Origin of the sequence: Mesobacillus subterraneus (genome assembly GCF_003937825.1) — a bacterium.
Classification (GTDB): domain Bacteria; phylum Bacillota; class Bacilli; order Bacillales; family Cytobacillaceae; genus Mesobacillus; species Mesobacillus subterraneus.
The window spans coordinates 199,560-213,621 of the sequence record NZ_RSFW01000019.1; the positions used below are offsets into that span (position 1 = coordinate 199,560).

General features: G+C 42.7%; 18 protein-coding genes. 7 read left to right on the forward strand and 11 right to left on the reverse strand.

Annotated elements, in window-relative coordinates; genetic code table 11:
- Window positions 1–101: 101 nt before the first annotated feature.
- A complete protein-coding gene (locus tag EJA10_RS17395) occupies window positions 102–1,112 on the reverse strand; it encodes a VanW family protein (RefSeq protein WP_246017836.1) in 1,011 nt (336 codons plus the stop codon).
- A 171-nt stretch (window positions 1,113–1,283) separates the two neighbouring features.
- Between EJA10_RS17395 and EJA10_RS17400 the strand changes: the two genes are divergently transcribed.
- On the forward strand, window positions 1,284–1,715 hold the full coding sequence (locus tag EJA10_RS17400; RefSeq protein WP_125481291.1) for a DUF4395 domain-containing protein: 432 nt from the start codon (window positions 1,284–1,286) through the stop codon (window positions 1,713–1,715).
- A gap of 102 nt (window positions 1,716–1,817) precedes the next feature.
- On the opposite strand, the gene EJA10_RS17405 is transcribed toward EJA10_RS17400, so the two are convergent.
- On the reverse strand, window positions 1,818–3,185 hold the full coding sequence (locus tag EJA10_RS17405) for an MATE family efflux transporter (protein WP_125481292.1): 1,368 nt from the start codon (window positions 3,183–3,185) through the stop codon (window positions 1,818–1,820).
- A gap of 163 nt (window positions 3,186–3,348) precedes the next feature.
- Here EJA10_RS17405 and EJA10_RS17410 point away from each other — a divergent pair, with 163 nt between their 5' ends.
- A complete protein-coding gene (locus EJA10_RS17410; RefSeq protein ID WP_125481293.1) occupies window positions 3,349–4,185 on the forward strand; it encodes a GDSL-type esterase/lipase family protein in 837 nt (278 codons plus the stop codon).
- Window positions 4,186–4,239: 54 nt separating this feature from the next.
- Here the strand turns inward: EJA10_RS17410 and EJA10_RS23505 are convergent, their stop codons facing one another.
- The 4 genes from EJA10_RS23505 to EJA10_RS17425 form a co-directional block, all read right to left on the reverse strand.
- Entirely contained in the window at window positions 4,240–4,389 is a 150-nt protein-coding gene (locus EJA10_RS23505; protein ID WP_170169178.1) for a hypothetical protein, read from the reverse strand.
- Between the two features lie 17 nt (window positions 4,390–4,406).
- Complete coding sequence (locus EJA10_RS17415) at window positions 4,407–4,715, reverse strand: hypothetical protein (protein WP_125481320.1); 309 nt, start codon at window positions 4,713–4,715, stop codon at window positions 4,407–4,409.
- 210 nt (window positions 4,716–4,925) lie between these two features.
- Complete coding sequence (locus EJA10_RS17420; RefSeq protein WP_125481294.1) at window positions 4,926–5,264, reverse strand: nuclear transport factor 2 family protein; 339 nt, start codon at window positions 5,262–5,264, stop codon at window positions 4,926–4,928.
- Window positions 5,265–5,337: 73 nt separating this feature from the next.
- The gene (locus EJA10_RS17425; RefSeq protein ID WP_125481295.1) at window positions 5,338–6,876 is read right to left on the reverse strand and encodes a DHA2 family efflux MFS transporter permease subunit; all 1,539 of its coding nucleotides are present in this window, start codon (window positions 6,874–6,876) and stop codon (window positions 5,338–5,340) included.
- Window positions 6,877–7,062: 186 nt separating this feature from the next.
- Here EJA10_RS17425 and EJA10_RS17430 point away from each other — a divergent pair, with 186 nt between their 5' ends.
- Together EJA10_RS17430 and EJA10_RS17435 are read left to right on the forward strand one after the other, a co-directional pair.
- The gene (locus tag EJA10_RS17430) at window positions 7,063–7,731 is read left to right on the forward strand and encodes a TetR/AcrR family transcriptional regulator (protein WP_170169179.1); all 669 of its coding nucleotides are present in this window, start codon (window positions 7,063–7,065) and stop codon (window positions 7,729–7,731) included.
- 8 nt (window positions 7,732–7,739) lie between these two features.
- Complete coding sequence (locus EJA10_RS17435; RefSeq protein ID WP_125481297.1) at window positions 7,740–7,931, forward strand: hypothetical protein; 192 nt, start codon at window positions 7,740–7,742, stop codon at window positions 7,929–7,931.
- A 33-nt stretch (window positions 7,932–7,964) separates the two neighbouring features.
- Here EJA10_RS17435 and EJA10_RS17440 read toward each other — a convergent pair whose 3' ends face one another.
- On the reverse strand, window positions 7,965–8,693 hold the full coding sequence (locus EJA10_RS17440; protein WP_125481298.1) for a DUF2161 domain-containing phosphodiesterase: 729 nt from the start codon (window positions 8,691–8,693) through the stop codon (window positions 7,965–7,967).
- A 126-nt stretch (window positions 8,694–8,819) separates the two neighbouring features.
- On the opposite strand from EJA10_RS17440, the gene EJA10_RS17445 reads away from it, so the two are divergent.
- Window positions 8,820–9,125: a hypothetical protein gene (locus EJA10_RS17445; RefSeq protein WP_125481299.1), complete on the forward strand. Its 306-nt coding sequence runs from the start codon at window positions 8,820–8,822 to the stop codon at window positions 9,123–9,125.
- Window positions 9,126–9,155: 30 nt separating this feature from the next.
- Here the strand turns inward: EJA10_RS17445 and EJA10_RS17450 are convergent, their stop codons facing one another.
- The 3 genes from EJA10_RS17450 to EJA10_RS17460 form a co-directional block, all read right to left on the reverse strand.
- Entirely contained in the window at window positions 9,156–9,608 is a 453-nt protein-coding gene (locus EJA10_RS17450) for an SRPBCC family protein (RefSeq protein ID WP_125481300.1), read from the reverse strand.
- A 156-nt stretch (window positions 9,609–9,764) separates the two neighbouring features.
- Entirely contained in the window at window positions 9,765–10,628 is an 864-nt protein-coding gene (locus EJA10_RS17455) for an MBL fold metallo-hydrolase (protein WP_125481301.1), read from the reverse strand.
- Between the two features lie 10 nt (window positions 10,629–10,638).
- Window positions 10,639–11,604: an alpha/beta hydrolase gene (locus EJA10_RS17460; protein WP_211340593.1), complete on the reverse strand. Its 966-nt coding sequence runs from the start codon at window positions 11,602–11,604 to the stop codon at window positions 10,639–10,641.
- Between the two features lie 146 nt (window positions 11,605–11,750).
- On the opposite strand from EJA10_RS17460, the gene EJA10_RS17465 reads away from it, so the two are divergent.
- Window positions 11,751–12,062: a hypothetical protein gene (locus EJA10_RS17465; protein ID WP_125481302.1), complete on the forward strand. Its 312-nt coding sequence runs from the start codon at window positions 11,751–11,753 to the stop codon at window positions 12,060–12,062.
- A 29-nt stretch (window positions 12,063–12,091) separates the two neighbouring features.
- Here EJA10_RS17465 and EJA10_RS17470 read toward each other — a convergent pair whose 3' ends face one another.
- A complete protein-coding gene (locus EJA10_RS17470) occupies window positions 12,092–12,847 on the reverse strand; it encodes an NAD-dependent protein deacylase (protein ID WP_125481303.1) in 756 nt (251 codons plus the stop codon).
- A 127-nt stretch (window positions 12,848–12,974) separates the two neighbouring features.
- Here EJA10_RS17470 and EJA10_RS17475 point away from each other — a divergent pair, with 127 nt between their 5' ends.
- Window positions 12,975–13,565 (forward strand): biotin transporter BioY, encoded by a 591-nt coding sequence (locus EJA10_RS17475; RefSeq protein WP_125481304.1) that lies wholly within the window; start codon window positions 12,975–12,977, stop codon window positions 13,563–13,565.
- Window positions 13,566–14,062 lie beyond the last annotated feature (497 nt).

Consider the following 14,062-nt stretch of genomic DNA (forward strand, 5'->3'; position numbering starts at 1 on the left):
CTTCCTTCTTGTTACTTTAAGGATAAGGGAAAAGAAAGAATGAAACATTCACCATTGGATTGATTGCATCTCCGTCTTTTGGCGGATTTGTTTTAAGACCTTTATACGCCCTTTTTCATTTGGCTCTGGAATTCTTTTGACGTTCGGACTTCAACAGTTAAAGAGCCGTTTCCTATGACCACTTTCAGCAAAAGGGGCACTCCTGTTGTATTCGCAAACCTGAAATCCTTGCCACCGTAAGAAACCGTGGCGTCTCTGCCTTCTGGTACATAACCGACCGATAAGGAATGATGGTGTTTTTCAACATAATCCACACCGAGGACATCGACAGCATTGAATAATGTCGAGGATGTTTGGCAAATGCCCCCGCCTATTCCCATGACAAGCTTTTTGTTGACGATTTCCTCTGCTGGCTGGTAGCCATGCGCTTCATCACTTGGACCGACTGTTGTATTGAATGAGAACACATCTCCTACTCCCAGGATGACATTGTTGATGGCCTCAGCTGAAAGCTCTATGTTTTTTGTCCTTCCAGCGACAGATGCGTTAAAATAAGTGGTGAATTTTCCTACCACCACTTCATCCAGTTTCGCTGCATCCTCAGCCTGGTACCCACTTGCCGTGACGTACAGAGGCAATTCTACGCTTCCGCCTTCTTCAGATGCCTGAATCACCTTATCAACCAGTTCCGCTTCTTCCAGGATGGCCAAAGGTGTTCCTTTGATAATCTCACCGTTCGCTCCGAGCTTATCTGGAATCATCCGCTGATCGTACCCCGGAGCCTTATCCGTTCCCCGGGCTAATTCCTGAGCCCATTTTGCAATTTCAGCCTTATACTTTTCATTATCAGAGCCATATCCCATTTCAAGCGGTGTAAATGATTTAATCACTTCATTGGTTGTTGGATCAATTACGTTCACAATAACCGGTTCTGCCACCTCCTCTTCAGCCGGCTCTTCATCCTTTTTTTCATGCTCCTGATCCAGTTTTTCTTCCAGTTCAGCTACCTTCTTCTCCAACTCCTCTTGCTTCGCACTTTTTTGTGAACAGCCTGCCATTCCCAAAAACCCTGATACCAATACCAGCAATATGAACCTAGTCTTGTTCCCCATTTTTCCCCCAACTTTTTTATCTATATTTAAAACCAGCATTCTAGTTTATTCAGGAATACTTTTCCATATTTCCACTTAAGACTAAATTCTGTAAATAAATTTATTTCCCTTCACATTTTTAAGAAAAAAATATAAAATACAGATAAACCAATATGAAAGGTCGGAATTAAAATGACAAATGAATTACGCTCCATTCCTCAGCCATTGGTCAGGACAAACCAGTGGTTCATTGTCATCAGCGTAGTCAGCGCCTGGATCACAGGCTTAGAGTGGATATTAATTTTACCATTGGCGGCCGGTGTTTCAGGACTGTTGTTCAACTACAACCCTGTCATGAGATCAGCACGGTACTTTCTTAAGAAACATCCTTCTGAATATGTCCCTGAAGACTGGGAGCAGCAGCAATTCAATCAAAAAATTGCCGTGGTATGCCTTGCGGGAGGATTAATATCCTATGCCTTAGGCCTTACTGCCCTTGGACACTTCTTTACCACCATGGTCGCAATTGCTGCTTTTGTTGCGATTCTCGGATTCTGCATCGGCTGTTTCATGAGATATCAATGGATTAGATTCAAAGGTAAAAGGCGTGCAGCTAACTCATAAAGGGTCTTTAGAAGGCGGCGGATTCGCTTTGGGCACAAAAAGCCTGAACAGGATATTCAATGCAAAAAAAGGTGAGGTTCGATTTTCGAACCTCACCTTTTTTTATACAACCTTTGCAAGCTTTTCATTGTACCGGCGTTTCTGGATATGAATCAGCCTCCAAGAAAGTGAAATGCCGGCGGCAAGCAATCCTGTTGTCAGGCCGATCCAGTACCCAGGAGCTCCAAGCGGTGTAAAATGCGCAAGAAGGTAACCAACTGGAAGACAAATGAGCCAGTAGGCAATCAGGGTGATGATGAAGGATATATTAACGTCCTTATACCCTCTCAAGGCTGCCAGTGCGGTTACCTGGATGGCGTCTGAAATCATGAAAAATAAAGCATAAATCAGAAATTGCCCAGTCAACGCAATAACAGCAGGTTCGTTCGAATAGAGTGCTGCAACATCATAACGGAAAAGAACGACCAGCAGCCCTGCCACAATGGCGATAATGACCGCCAAATAAATGCCCAGCCAGCTGTATGCCTTGGCATCCTTATATCGTCCTGCCCCCACTTCAAAGCCGACTAAAACCGTCTGCGCCATCGAAATGCTGATTGGAATCATGTATAAGAAGGATACGATATTCAATGCAGACTGGTACGCAGCAATCGTCGTGATATTGAATTTACTGATCAGAATGGTCACGACCGCAAACATACTTGTTTCAAAGAAGATGGACAGGCCCATTGGAACACCAATTTTGAGGATTTCCTTCACTTTTTCCCCGGAAAATTCCTTGAAGTGTTCCAATCCAACGAATTGGGAAAACGGCTGCTGCTTGATAATGACTGCCGCTGTCATTCCGGCAATCAGGTAATAAGTGACGGAAGTGGCATAACCAGCACCTGCACCCCCCAACTCCGGAAATCCCCAGTTCCCGAAAATCAGGACATAATTTAGAAAAAGATTCACTGGCAGGGACAACAGAAGGATATACATAACCACTCTTGTTTTTCCGAGAGCATAGATGAAGGATCTCAGAACATTGAAAATAAACAATGGCATGATTCCATAACTCAAGCCAACCAGATAACCATGGGCCGTTTCATGCACACTTCCTGGAAGGTTCATAACGGTCAAAAGAGGATTGAGCAGGAAGAATCCAAGTATGATCACGAGAACTGCGATCATGACAGCCAGGTAGATCCCATGCGTCAGGATGGACGATACTTCCCTGCCTTTCTTCTCCCCAAAACGCTGTGCTGCAATCGGGGACACGGCGAGCAGGATTCCGCTAAGACCGGTGAAGATCGGATTCCAAATCGAGGATCCTATCGCCACACCGGCCAAATCTGACGAATTATACTTTCCTGACATGATGGTATTGAAGAACACCATGGAGAACATGCCGAATTGAGTAATGAGGATTGGAATCAGCATGACAAAAATTTGCTTTATTTTTTCTTTTGTCGAATATGTCTGGTACATCGGTGTACTCCTTGAATATAATAATTATATAATTATAACAAATTATGGCCGGTAAAAGATTTTTCACAAAATATTAACATAATTTTTAAAAATGGAAATACCCCCCTAATTATTTCCTCTTGAATCCTTGATACAATAGTAATATATCGAGGAGTGAAACATCATGAAAATCATAAAATATCTTCTGCTGACAATGTTGCTTGCTGTCCTGTCCGTATCTGCATGGATTTATTATCCTCAATACCAGATCAATAAAATGAAGCAAGAAACTGCCCCTAAAGTGGAAAAAACCAATAAACTTACTTATATAGATTATTACCGGACATCCCCTGATCAGTCCATCCACCATCTTGCTCTTGGAGACTCGATCATTCGTGGGTACCGAATTGCCGATGAAGAGAATTTCATCAGCCAATTTTCCGCTCAGCTAGGGAATGAAACTGGCAAGCAGGTTGTCTCGAATAATGAAGGAATAATCGGGATCACAAGCGAACGGCTGTATCATCTGGTACAGGAAGGAATGTATGATGAGGCAATTAAAGAAGCGGATTTGATCACCGTCAATGTTGGCGGCAACGATGTGCTCAAGGCAGTGAAACAGAGTGACATCTACAGTGCGCTGACTTCTTTTGACAGCTTGCAAAAGAGTTTCTCAGAAAACCTTACAGGAATTTCTGCCAGAATACATGAATTGAATCCATCGGCAACGATTGTCCTTCTTGAGCTATACAATCCAATGCCAGCGGACCACCAGTTTTATTCCCTGGCAGACAAGCTGCTTCCGAAGTGGAACCTGAAAATATATGAGGTAGCAAAAGCAACGCCATCCTCCATTGTAGTACAGACAACAAATGTAATTAACAGCAATAACCTGCACTACCTCTCACCGGATGGGGTTCACCCAAATCCAATCGGGAATACGGCCATCTCTGCTCAGATGCTGGAGCAATTCCAACAACAGCATAAAGCGGATGCCGTACTGGCAAACCGTGAAAATTAAGCCGGGCAAAAAGCCTGGCTATTTTTTATGCTTTTTAACATAACCACCTATGGTCTAATGCTCAGTTTCATCCTGGAAATGCTCATTCAATAACGGATTTTCTGTCGTCGCAAAGTTGACGGATTGGAGGCTCGTTTCTTTATCAAGTCCGAATAAGCTTGCTGCTTCATTTTCGTAAGCACCGTGTAAACGTTCTTTTTTCATATTCATCACCTCAAGTTTCAGGATTTATATTCAGCCTGGTAGGAGTTTTGCCCAGCATGGACAGAAACCAGCGTATCTGCATAACCAACAAGACGATTGACAATTTCATCGGCAACTTCATATACAAGACTGTATGTGTCCTCACTATGCAGCCTTGGATCATCAAAAATCATGGTTGTATGGATAAAGATCTCTTTGTTACCCATCAAATCGTAATGGATGATCGCCTTCCCTGCGGCCCCGCCACTAATTGGATCTCTAAAGTTGGGCAGGAATATATACCATTCTTCTGCTGTGGCAGAACGAAAATTCTTCGTAAACTTCATTCCATTGATTTCTTCCGAGGGTTCTTCTATTGGTATGATGCTAATCGGGAATTCCCCCTGTTTTTGATGATTCTTGACCTTATGAAGGGTGTTGCATTTAAAAATAGAATCCCCGACAGAATCGAAATTATATTGGTATTCCAGCACCGGTAATGGCCATCTTTTACAGTGACTTCTCATCTGAAAAAGCTAGCTCTCACATAAAGGTTGTTACAAAAACCATACTTTGGAGATTTTATCGCCTTCAATTTCATATATAGCCAATGCTTTTTTCGGCTCTGAGTCTTCCCTGCCGGTTACAAGCTCGTGATCAACGACTTTGTTCCCGTGCACCATCCTGCCCAATAATTCAGCATGGTTATTGGGGTGCTTCCTGAAAAGATTTTCGTACCTTGAGCGCATTTCTTCGATCCCGTTAGTGACGATTTTGTTTGTTGGGAATTCCAATATCAATACATCTTCGCTATATGCTGACAAGAATACCTCCAGGTCCTGGTCATTGTAGGCATCGAGCTGTTTTTGCGCTAGCATTTCTGCGATTTTTTCCATTTAAGGTTCCATCCTTTTCTGTTTAGTCTACTTTTATTATACAAAAACCCCTGGATGACCAGGGGTTTAAAAGTTAATTTTTCGCCAAGTTTTCGGACTGGCTATGAACTGATGCTTCTTTGCCAATGATGTCATCTTCCTGCTTTGCACGTTTGATGAAGAAGGCAAGGATTAAGGCAATAGCTGAAAGGAACACCGTAACAAAGAATGCATCATTGATTCCATGCAGCATCGCTTGCATCGCGATTTGCTGCTCCATTTCGGCTTTTACAGCGGGAGTGACAGCTTTTCCGGCTGCCGCTGCCTCTTTCAGTGCTGAAGCCGCAAGCTCTTTGCCATAAGATTCCGCCCTCATCGACATGATGGTAACCAATAATGCAGTTCCAATGGCTCCAGAAACCTGCTGCATTGTATTGTTCATGGCTGTTCCATGAGGATAATAACGTGCTGGCAGCTGGTTAAGGCCATTTGTAGAAACAGGCATATTGACCATTGACATCCCGAACATGCGGACCGTATATAGGATGATCAGTTGGGTATAGGTTGTTTCCATTGAAAGCTTGCTGAAGTAATAGCTTGTGATGAGTGTAATCAACAGGCCGATGACGGCTAATGCGCGTCCGCCAAACTTATCGAATAGCTTGCCGGTAATCGGTGACATGATGGCCATGGCAATCGCCCCGGGCAGAAGCATCAAGCCTGCATCAAATGGGGAAATCCCCCTGATCGTCTGGACATAGATCGGAAGCAATAGCATCCCAGAGAACATTGCCATTGTCACAATCATGGTGATGACGGAAGACAGGGCAAACATCGGATATTGATAAATCCGGAAATTCAGCATTGGATTATCCTGTCTCAATTGACGCAGGATAAAGACAACAAGTGCAACTGTTCCGATTGTAAGTGTTACATATACATGCGGACTGTCCCAGCCTTTGGAACCGGCTGAACTGAACCCATACAGAAGGCCTCCGAACCCAATGCTAGAGAGTGAAAGTGAGATAATATCCAACCGCATGTTCACTTTCTCTTTTTTATCTTTTAGCATGAAAATCCCCAGCAATAGCACAGTCACGGCGATTGGCGTGACAAAATGGAACAGCATCCTCCAGTCATAATGCTCAATCAGCCAGCCTGATAAAGTAGGCCCGATGGCTGGGGCGAACATGAGGACAAGACCGAAAACCCCCATTGCCGTTCCGCGTTTTTCAATCGGGAAGCTGACAAGCATGACGTTCATAAGAAGCGGCATCATGATTGCTGTACCAGAGGCCTGAACCATCCGTCCAGTCAATAAAAGCGGAAAAACATGCGCTGCACCTGAAACAATGGTCCCTATAGTAAACAGCCCCATCGCTGCCAGGAACAGCTGGCGGACCGAATATTTCTGAATCAGATAGGCACTTAGCGGAATCATCACACCACTGACGAGCATGAATCCAGTCGTGAGCCACTGTACCGTCGTTGCCTCTACCTTTAGATCAGCCATGATCGAAGGCAGTGCTATATTTAGTAAAGTATTATTTAAAAATGCGATAAATGCCCCAACAATTAATACCGCCAATATTCCATAAGGCGGTTTGTCAGGTGTGTTGATTGTTTCCTGCATTCTGTTATCCCCCTATATTGTTCACAAATTTGTAAACAATGTGTTTGCATAGACACTAGCATATACCATCGGTCCAATTTTTGCAACGTTTTTAAACCCGCTAAATAAAGGGATTTGTTTTGTCGGAAGATTTCCTGTAGTATGTTTTTTATACAGTCGGTATAAACAAAGGGAATGGTGATGAAAATGAACGATCGAAAACAGAATGTCATCGATAAAGCCCACCAGCTTTTTATAGAACAAGGTTTCCAGTCCACCTCTATTCAGGATATCCTGGAGTACAGCGGAATATCAAAAGGGACATTCTACAATTATTTTTCTTCAAAAAATGAACTGCTTATGGATATTTTCAGAAGGGCTTTCAGGAAGATGGAACAGGATCGAAATGCCATGCTGATTGGTGCAGACCCCTCTGATCCTGAAGTGTTCATAAACCAGATTGAATTTCAAATGACCTCCAACCGGGAAAATAAAATCATCCCGCTTTTTGAGGAAGTATATTTTTCAAGTGATCAGGAGCTTAAGCAATTCATCGGCATAGGGCAATTCAAAACGTTAAGATGGTTTACCGAACGGCTTGCGGATTTAACCGACACGAGCTCACACCCTTTTCTGCTTGATGCGGCAATCATGCTAAATGGCATCCTGCTGCAGTCTATCCGGTTCTATCAAAAAGCAAACGGGGATTCTGCCAGCATACGGCCTGTTGTTTCCTATAGCGTGAAGAGGATCCTGAATATGCTTGAAAATCTCCCGGTCTCCGGCGAACAGCTGCTGCCACCTGAAATCCTTAATGATTGGCTTCCAACCTCCAATACAGAAGATCTTGACTGGAGAAAAAAATCCACTCGCTGATCTCCCGGTTGAAGAAATCCTACTCTGATAACAGCGAATACAGTCAAAAGCTGGCATTCCTTGAAGAAGAAATCCTAAAATCTAAAGCGCCGAGAACTTTCCTGATTGAAACGGTCCTTTCATCAATGGTCGACCAAAGTGAAAATGAGTTTGCTGAACTCAAGGAGCTCATTGACGAGAAGCTTCTCGAAAAAGCATAAAAAATCCCCCTTTTCCAGGGGATTTTCAGTATTCTAACATTTATCCGGATTCTCAGACTTGCTTTCCAGTTTTTCGCTATAATAAGCGACCAGTTCCGGGAAGTCCTCCAGCTCTTTTTGACCTTGCTGACTGATTGCATATACTCCTCTTTCAACCCGATCGAACCATTTATAATAGTTCTTCTGCAGAATTAAAGGAGTTTTATCCCCCGTGCCCAGGGCTTTTAGCGCTTTCGGCGAGAGCTGTCCCAGCCTGTCGAGGTAACAGGCGATTTGAATGCAATTTTCTTTATACGCTGTCATGATCTTGCTCTTGTTGCTGCCGCCAATATTAAAATCGCTGCTCCTGCCTTCAATCTCTGCCATCAAAGCAGCCTTTTTCCGCCGGTTCTTGCCAGTCTTGCCGACAAAAGGCTCTGGATGGCAAATAAAATCGACCTTTTTGCGATTTCCTGAAAACGATACTGTTATCATTCCAATTTCAAGCCTCTTTATAAGCTGAATGACATCATTCCATCGTCTCCTCGACATCCGTTTAGGCTTCGGAATGGCAATATAAACGAGATCAGTCAGCCGCTGCCTCCTCGTTGCCTGAAGCAGTAAATCTATATTAAGATTTAATTTTAATTCGACGATCACAAGAACATCCTCTTTCACTGCGGTTAAATCGCAGTCGTGCACCTCTCCGTTTACCCGATAGCCTTGCTTGATAAAATGCTTCCTGATTGGCTCGTATAAATCAACTTCATATAGCTTTGTCATGCGTCTAACCCTTCTGGTCTACCCTGCGTTTTTCCTATCATTATAGCAAACTTTTTGATTCATAAAGTCATTTGGACGAGGTTTCTACATATAATGTTTCGTGATGAAACCGACGGAGGATCGAAAATGAGAGTATTTGTCCTAATTTTATTAACCTTATTCCTTGGGTTGATGATGTACCTTAATTTCGAAATGAAAGAAGCCAAAAAAGCTGCCAGCGAAACTCAGCCTCAATATATCCAAGAAGAATACACCATTATTCAAGCTGATGATGCTGGATACTATGGTAAGAGCGATTCTGGAAAAACCATATACTTCAAGAAAGAAAAATTATCAGGCAGCCAAAACGTTCAAGACGGCGACACAGTCGTAGTCTATTTTGATAAAAGCGGCCGAATTGATGGGCCCGTTGATATTGTGAAAAAAGACTAGGGAGCCTGCGTTGCAAGCTCCCTTTTAAGTCTACCTCATCGCCTTGTGTTGCTGCAGCTTTTCGGCAATTGCATTTGTAAGCTCCTGCCCGCTCTTAGGGAGCGATGTTTTCATGACCGCATTCATGACCGGAGCAAGTGCACCCTCTGCAGTCATTTCCAGATAGCCTGTCATTTTAGTCTGAGTCTGGCCTAAAGCCTCAGCCTTGAAATAACCTTGACCTGTCAGGTTCTCATTAATCCCCTTAAGGTCAAAAGTCACTCTTGTCGGTTCAATCCATTCTCTGATGGTAACCTGCAGACTGATTTTCTTTTTCAACACCCCGATTGTCTCCTTGAAGGTCCAGTTCGACTGTTCTTCACTGAGCTTCTCATGGCTGATATACCCGGGCAGCAATGGTGCCCAATTATCCATATCCTTCACAAATTCCCATACTTCTTCTATAGGAACATCGATGATGATCTCGTGTTTTCCTTCCGGCATATGGTATCTCCTCCAGTTGAAAATATTGTCCTTTAGAGATATATGTTCAATGATGTGTTTTATACTTTTTCCTTACATGATGGACAATATATTTTGATATACCCTGATCAGACTGTAGTATTCCTCAAAAGAAAAAACACACCTATACTGGTGTGTTCAGGAATGATTCATCTCGTGCCCATTGACAAAGTATTCAATTGTTTCTAGTTCATCCTCTGAAAGTCCGCGTCCGAGATGTTTTTGATATTCTAAGGTAATACTCTTATGTTCGCCTTTATGCTTCTCAGTCAAATCAGCGATTGTGGAAAGCATGAAGACTTCGTTTTGGAATTCTTCTTTCGTTATCGGCAGGCCATGAGAGAGAATATAAGTTTCTGCATCGAATTTCTCCAGTTTCTCCAGTAATGCCCTAGTCCCATCAATGGTATAATTCCACTTTTGGGAAAAAATGTCCGCATACATGCAGTCTGCCACGAAGAGGATCTTTTCTTCTTTAATATAAACGACTGTTGAATCGGCAGCATGATCCCCTCCCACATGTTTCATGACACAGGTGATACCGCCGAGGTCTATTTCAACTTCGTCCTCGATGGTCATAACAGGCAAAGTGATATTGATCTTTCGTTCTTCTGGAAATTCTTTCTTAATGGCAGCAGAGCAAAATTCAATCTCTGTACCCAGCGCCACTCTTTGGTCCAATGCCTCGTCTGACCATGATAAGGGAATCAGTTTCTCCATCTCTGTTTTAGTCTGCTTTGATGAAATGGTGAATGTATCCGTTAATGCAGATAACCCGAATATATGGTCCCAATGCCAGTGGGAGAGGAGGACATAGGCCGGTTTTTTTACGTCTTGCTCAGCCAGCATGTCCAGAAATAGCTTTGTATGCGCTTCTGAATTTCCTGCATCAATCATCAAATTTCTTTTCTCGCCAATAACCATGCCTAGAACGGGCCTGTCTGTTTCAGAAACGGGAGTCATATACCAGAACCGCTTCCCTATTTTTTCTACCGTCTGCATTTCAAGTCACCTATTTTCCAAGAGATTTGCTCCAGAACGCCTTCAAGCGTTCCTGATATTCTTCTTCTGCAATCGTATATGCTTCAGTATGTCCAGCTCCCGGAACAATCCAGAGTTCTTTGTCACTGTTTGCTGCCTCAAAAATCCGCTGGCCCATCTCAGTGGGCACCAAATCATCCTGGTCCCCATGGATGATCAATAAAGGAAGTTCATTCTTCATCACGCTGTCAATGGCTGATGCCTCGTTGAAAGTATAGCCAGCCCTGATGTTCGTGATCATACTGGTTACTTGCATAACCGGAAATGCCGGCAGTCCGTACATATATTTGAGCTGATGGGTCAGCTCCTCCAAAACCGTCGTATAGGCGCTGTCGGCAATGATTCCTTTCACCTGTTCCGGTAGCTTTTCACCGCTGGCCATCAGCACAGTGGCAGCTCCCATGGAGAAACCATGGAGAAAAATATTCTCCGCTTCAGTTGCTTTGACCAGGTATTGAGACCATTTTACATAATCCTCCCGATCATGCCATCCATAACCGATATAATCCCCTTCACTTAAACCGTGACCTCTCGCATCAGGTTTGAGAACATCAAAACCCTGGTCATAATAGAATTTCGTAATTCCCGGCATTTGTTCGCTGTTCCCCTTATAGCCATGAGCCAGAATCACCGCCTGCCCATTCGAATGTGGATTCTTCAAGAAATGTGCTTTCAGCTTCAAGCCGTCAGCTGATTTAACCTCAACCATTTCAAACTCCTGTTTGTCCGTCCACTCCATTACTTCGTCGATTTTCGCCTGCTTTTCCTCCTCACTTAACAGGCTCGCAGCTGTTACACTTTCTCCTCCTCCATGAAGTTCAACAGAATCAACACTTCTATGGATCGCCACATTATAAAAATATTGACCTGCTCCAACGAGTACTAAAGACAGAATCAATAATGCAGCGACCATACTCCAGATTATTTTCTTTTTCAACGTCTTTTCCCCTTTTATCTCTGCTTTTTAAAAACATTTTACCAGAAAGAAAACGAAAAAAGACCAATTGGTGAAAACTTGTAAAAGTTAGTACCAACGTTATTTCGGGTATAAGATAAGAAAAGCTAAAGGAGGCTGAATGAAACATGGAGATTGAAAAGAAGCACATCCTTAAGTCATATAAAAATGAAAAAGAGGCAATCGATTCTATCGAAAAAATAAAGAACGAAAAGGACAGTCCTGTAAACAGTTCTATCTCGGGGTATAATGTTGAAAGACCTTCACAAAAGGAAAAATACCCAACGAACGCTTTCAGCCCTGGCGAACTGGACATGGGTGAACCAGCATTCAGAGATTACGCCGATGACCCATCAGACAACCCGGAAGCTGATACACCTCGATTGAAAGATTACGAACGCCCTTTGCCAGAACGCCCAATGCACAATCGAGTGAGATAAAGTAAAGGTGCACGGAATTCCGTGCACCTTTACTTTATCTTCTCATCTACTAGCGATAAAATCTTCCCAATCGAATCCTGAATTAAAAATGTGTCGGGCGCAAAGTCATATGGTGTTTCCCCTTTATTTATGATGATCATCGGGATACCATCTCTCCTGTATTGAGGAAATGCGGAAAATGGGGTGACTTTCAGGCTCGAGCCCAACACAAGCAAACAGTCAGCATCCGCTATCTGGTTAAGAATATATTCAAACCCTTCTGCAGTGAACCATTCCCCCGCATCCCCGAATAAGACAACGTCAGGTTTGATGTAACTGCCAGAATTGCACTTACCACAAACATAAAATCTATCGTTCTCTTGCATTCTGTTAACCATTTCTTCCAAAGTATACTTTGAACCACAGTTCAAACAGGAAGCTGTGTTCATCGTGCCATGAAACTCAATAACATGTTTGCTGCCAGCTTTTTGGTGGAGCCCATCGATATTTTGCGTGATGATATGTTCGATCCTGCCTTCCTCCTCCCATTTTGCGAGGATTTGGTGCCCTTTATTTGGTATAGCATCCGGGTGATAAAGATTTTCCATTGCAAATTCGTAGAATCCTTTTGGATTTCCGTAAAAGTAGTCAAGAGACAAGATATATTCAGGAGCCATGGAATACAGTCCATTCCTCGAACGGAAATCCCTGATCCCAGATTCAGTACTGATTCCTGCACCGGAAAGAACAAGGATTTTCTTTGATTTTTGGATAATATCTGTACATAATTCTAGCGAATGGTCCATGTAAATCAGCTCCTTTATTAGGATTCAGGTTCTTTTATGTCAACTTAATAACACTTTATGTTGACATATAATATTCTTAAAGTTTACTCTATTATTGTAGAGAAAAAACATAAAGGGGAAATACAAAATGAAACTCAGAACACTTGATTTAACACTGGCAGCGATGTTTGTCGCCCTGATGGCGTTTGGCTCAAACATTACGTCCATTGTACCATTCATGGTCATTGGAGGCGTGCCGATTACATTGCAAACGTTCTTTGCCATCCTGGCCGGAGCCGTACTTGGCAGCCGTTTAGGAGCTATTTCCATGGTCGTATACACATTGGTTGGATTAGTTGGCGTACCCGTTTTCGCTCAGTTCACCGGCGGTTTCGGAACGCTGATTAAACCAACTTTCGGATTTATTCTATCATTTATCTTTACTGCTTATGCTGTTGGGTTAATTGTTGAGAAAAAACATACAGTTTCAACGTTCATCTTTGCTTCCCTGATTGGACTCACGATTAATTATATCATCGGCACAAACTGGATGTATTTTGCTTATAAATTCTGGGCAGCTGCACCAGAAGGCTTCACATACCAAATGGCATGGCTGTGGATGGTCGTTCCCCTTCCAAAGGACATCATCCTCGCAATCTTTGCAGGTTTAATGGCAGCCAGACTGGAAAGATCAGTGCTATCGAAACCTAGCTTCAGCCACCTGCGTAAAACTGCATAAAAGGGATATTGAGCATAACCTGGTTTTTAACTGGTTATGCTTTTTATTTTAAAATTGTACACATGATGGAAAGACCTTATGAGTTAAATGGGAATACATGAATTAACAAATTTAAGACTTACTCTTATAAGCCAAATGTGCATTTTAATGCAATCATTTTATCACCTTGCCCACTAAAATGACTGTTTTAAATTGAAAACTCTCGAATACATTTGCTTTTCAGTGATGTTATTCTATTTCTTAGTCTATTTATTAGCGAAAACAAGGTATAGATAGCTCAGATTTTAAATATATCGACCACATTTTTTATTATATCAGCGGATTTTTGAATATATCGACCACATTTAGAATATATCGCCATATTTGCGAATATATCGACCAAATCACTTATCCAGAGCATTAACGTGGATCAGTTTGAGAACATGAGTATAAAATTCTACACATAAAAAAGGACAGCCATAACAGCTGTCCTTTTTGGTGCCCGGCGGCGTCCTACT

Excerpts from the sequence above, each read along its gene's own strand:
- EJA10_RS17395 (WP_246017836.1), bottom strand. The coding sequence starts at position 1,112 with ATGGGGAACAAGACTAGGTTCATATTGCTGGTATTGGTATCAGGGTTT.
- EJA10_RS23505 (WP_170169178.1), bottom strand. The coding sequence starts at position 4,389 with ATGAAAAAAGAACGTTTACACGGTGCTTACGAAAATGAAGCAGCAAGC.
- EJA10_RS17440 (WP_125481298.1), bottom strand. The coding sequence starts at position 8,693 with ATGACAAAGCTATATGAAGTTGATTTATACGAGCCAATCAGGAAGCAT.
- EJA10_RS17400 (WP_125481291.1), top strand. The coding sequence starts at position 1,284 with ATGACAAATGAATTACGCTCCATTCCTCAGCCATTGGTCAGGACAAAC.
- EJA10_RS17475 (WP_125481304.1), top strand. The coding sequence starts at position 12,975 with ATGAAACTCAGAACACTTGATTTAACACTGGCAGCGATGTTTGTCGCC.
- EJA10_RS17415 (WP_125481320.1), bottom strand. The coding sequence starts at position 4,715 with ATGAAGTTTACGAAGAATTTTCGTTCTGCCACAGCAGAAGAATGGTAT.
- EJA10_RS17455 (WP_125481301.1), bottom strand. The coding sequence starts at position 10,628 with ATGCAGACGGTAGAAAAAATAGGGAAGCGGTTCTGGTATATGACTCCC.
- EJA10_RS17470 (WP_125481303.1), bottom strand. The coding sequence starts at position 12,847 with ATGGACCATTCGCTAGAATTATGTACAGATATTATCCAAAAATCAAAG.
- EJA10_RS17445 (WP_125481299.1), top strand. The coding sequence starts at position 8,820 with ATGAGAGTATTTGTCCTAATTTTATTAACCTTATTCCTTGGGTTGATG.
- EJA10_RS17430 (WP_170169179.1), top strand. The coding sequence starts at position 7,063 with ATGAACGATCGAAAACAGAATGTCATCGATAAAGCCCACCAGCTTTTT.
- EJA10_RS17450 (WP_125481300.1), bottom strand. The coding sequence starts at position 9,608 with ATGCCGGAAGGAAAACACGAGATCATCATCGATGTTCCTATAGAAGAA.
- EJA10_RS17425 (WP_125481295.1), bottom strand. The coding sequence starts at position 6,876 with ATGCAGGAAACAATCAACACACCTGACAAACCGCCTTATGGAATATTG.
- EJA10_RS17405 (WP_125481292.1), bottom strand. The coding sequence starts at position 3,185 with ATGTACCAGACATATTCGACAAAAGAAAAAATAAAGCAAATTTTTGTC.
- EJA10_RS17410 (WP_125481293.1), top strand. The coding sequence starts at position 3,349 with ATGAAAATCATAAAATATCTTCTGCTGACAATGTTGCTTGCTGTCCTG.
- EJA10_RS17465 (WP_125481302.1), top strand. The coding sequence starts at position 11,751 with ATGGAGATTGAAAAGAAGCACATCCTTAAGTCATATAAAAATGAAAAA.
- EJA10_RS17420 (WP_125481294.1), bottom strand. The coding sequence starts at position 5,264 with ATGGAAAAAATCGCAGAAATGCTAGCGCAAAAACAGCTCGATGCCTAC.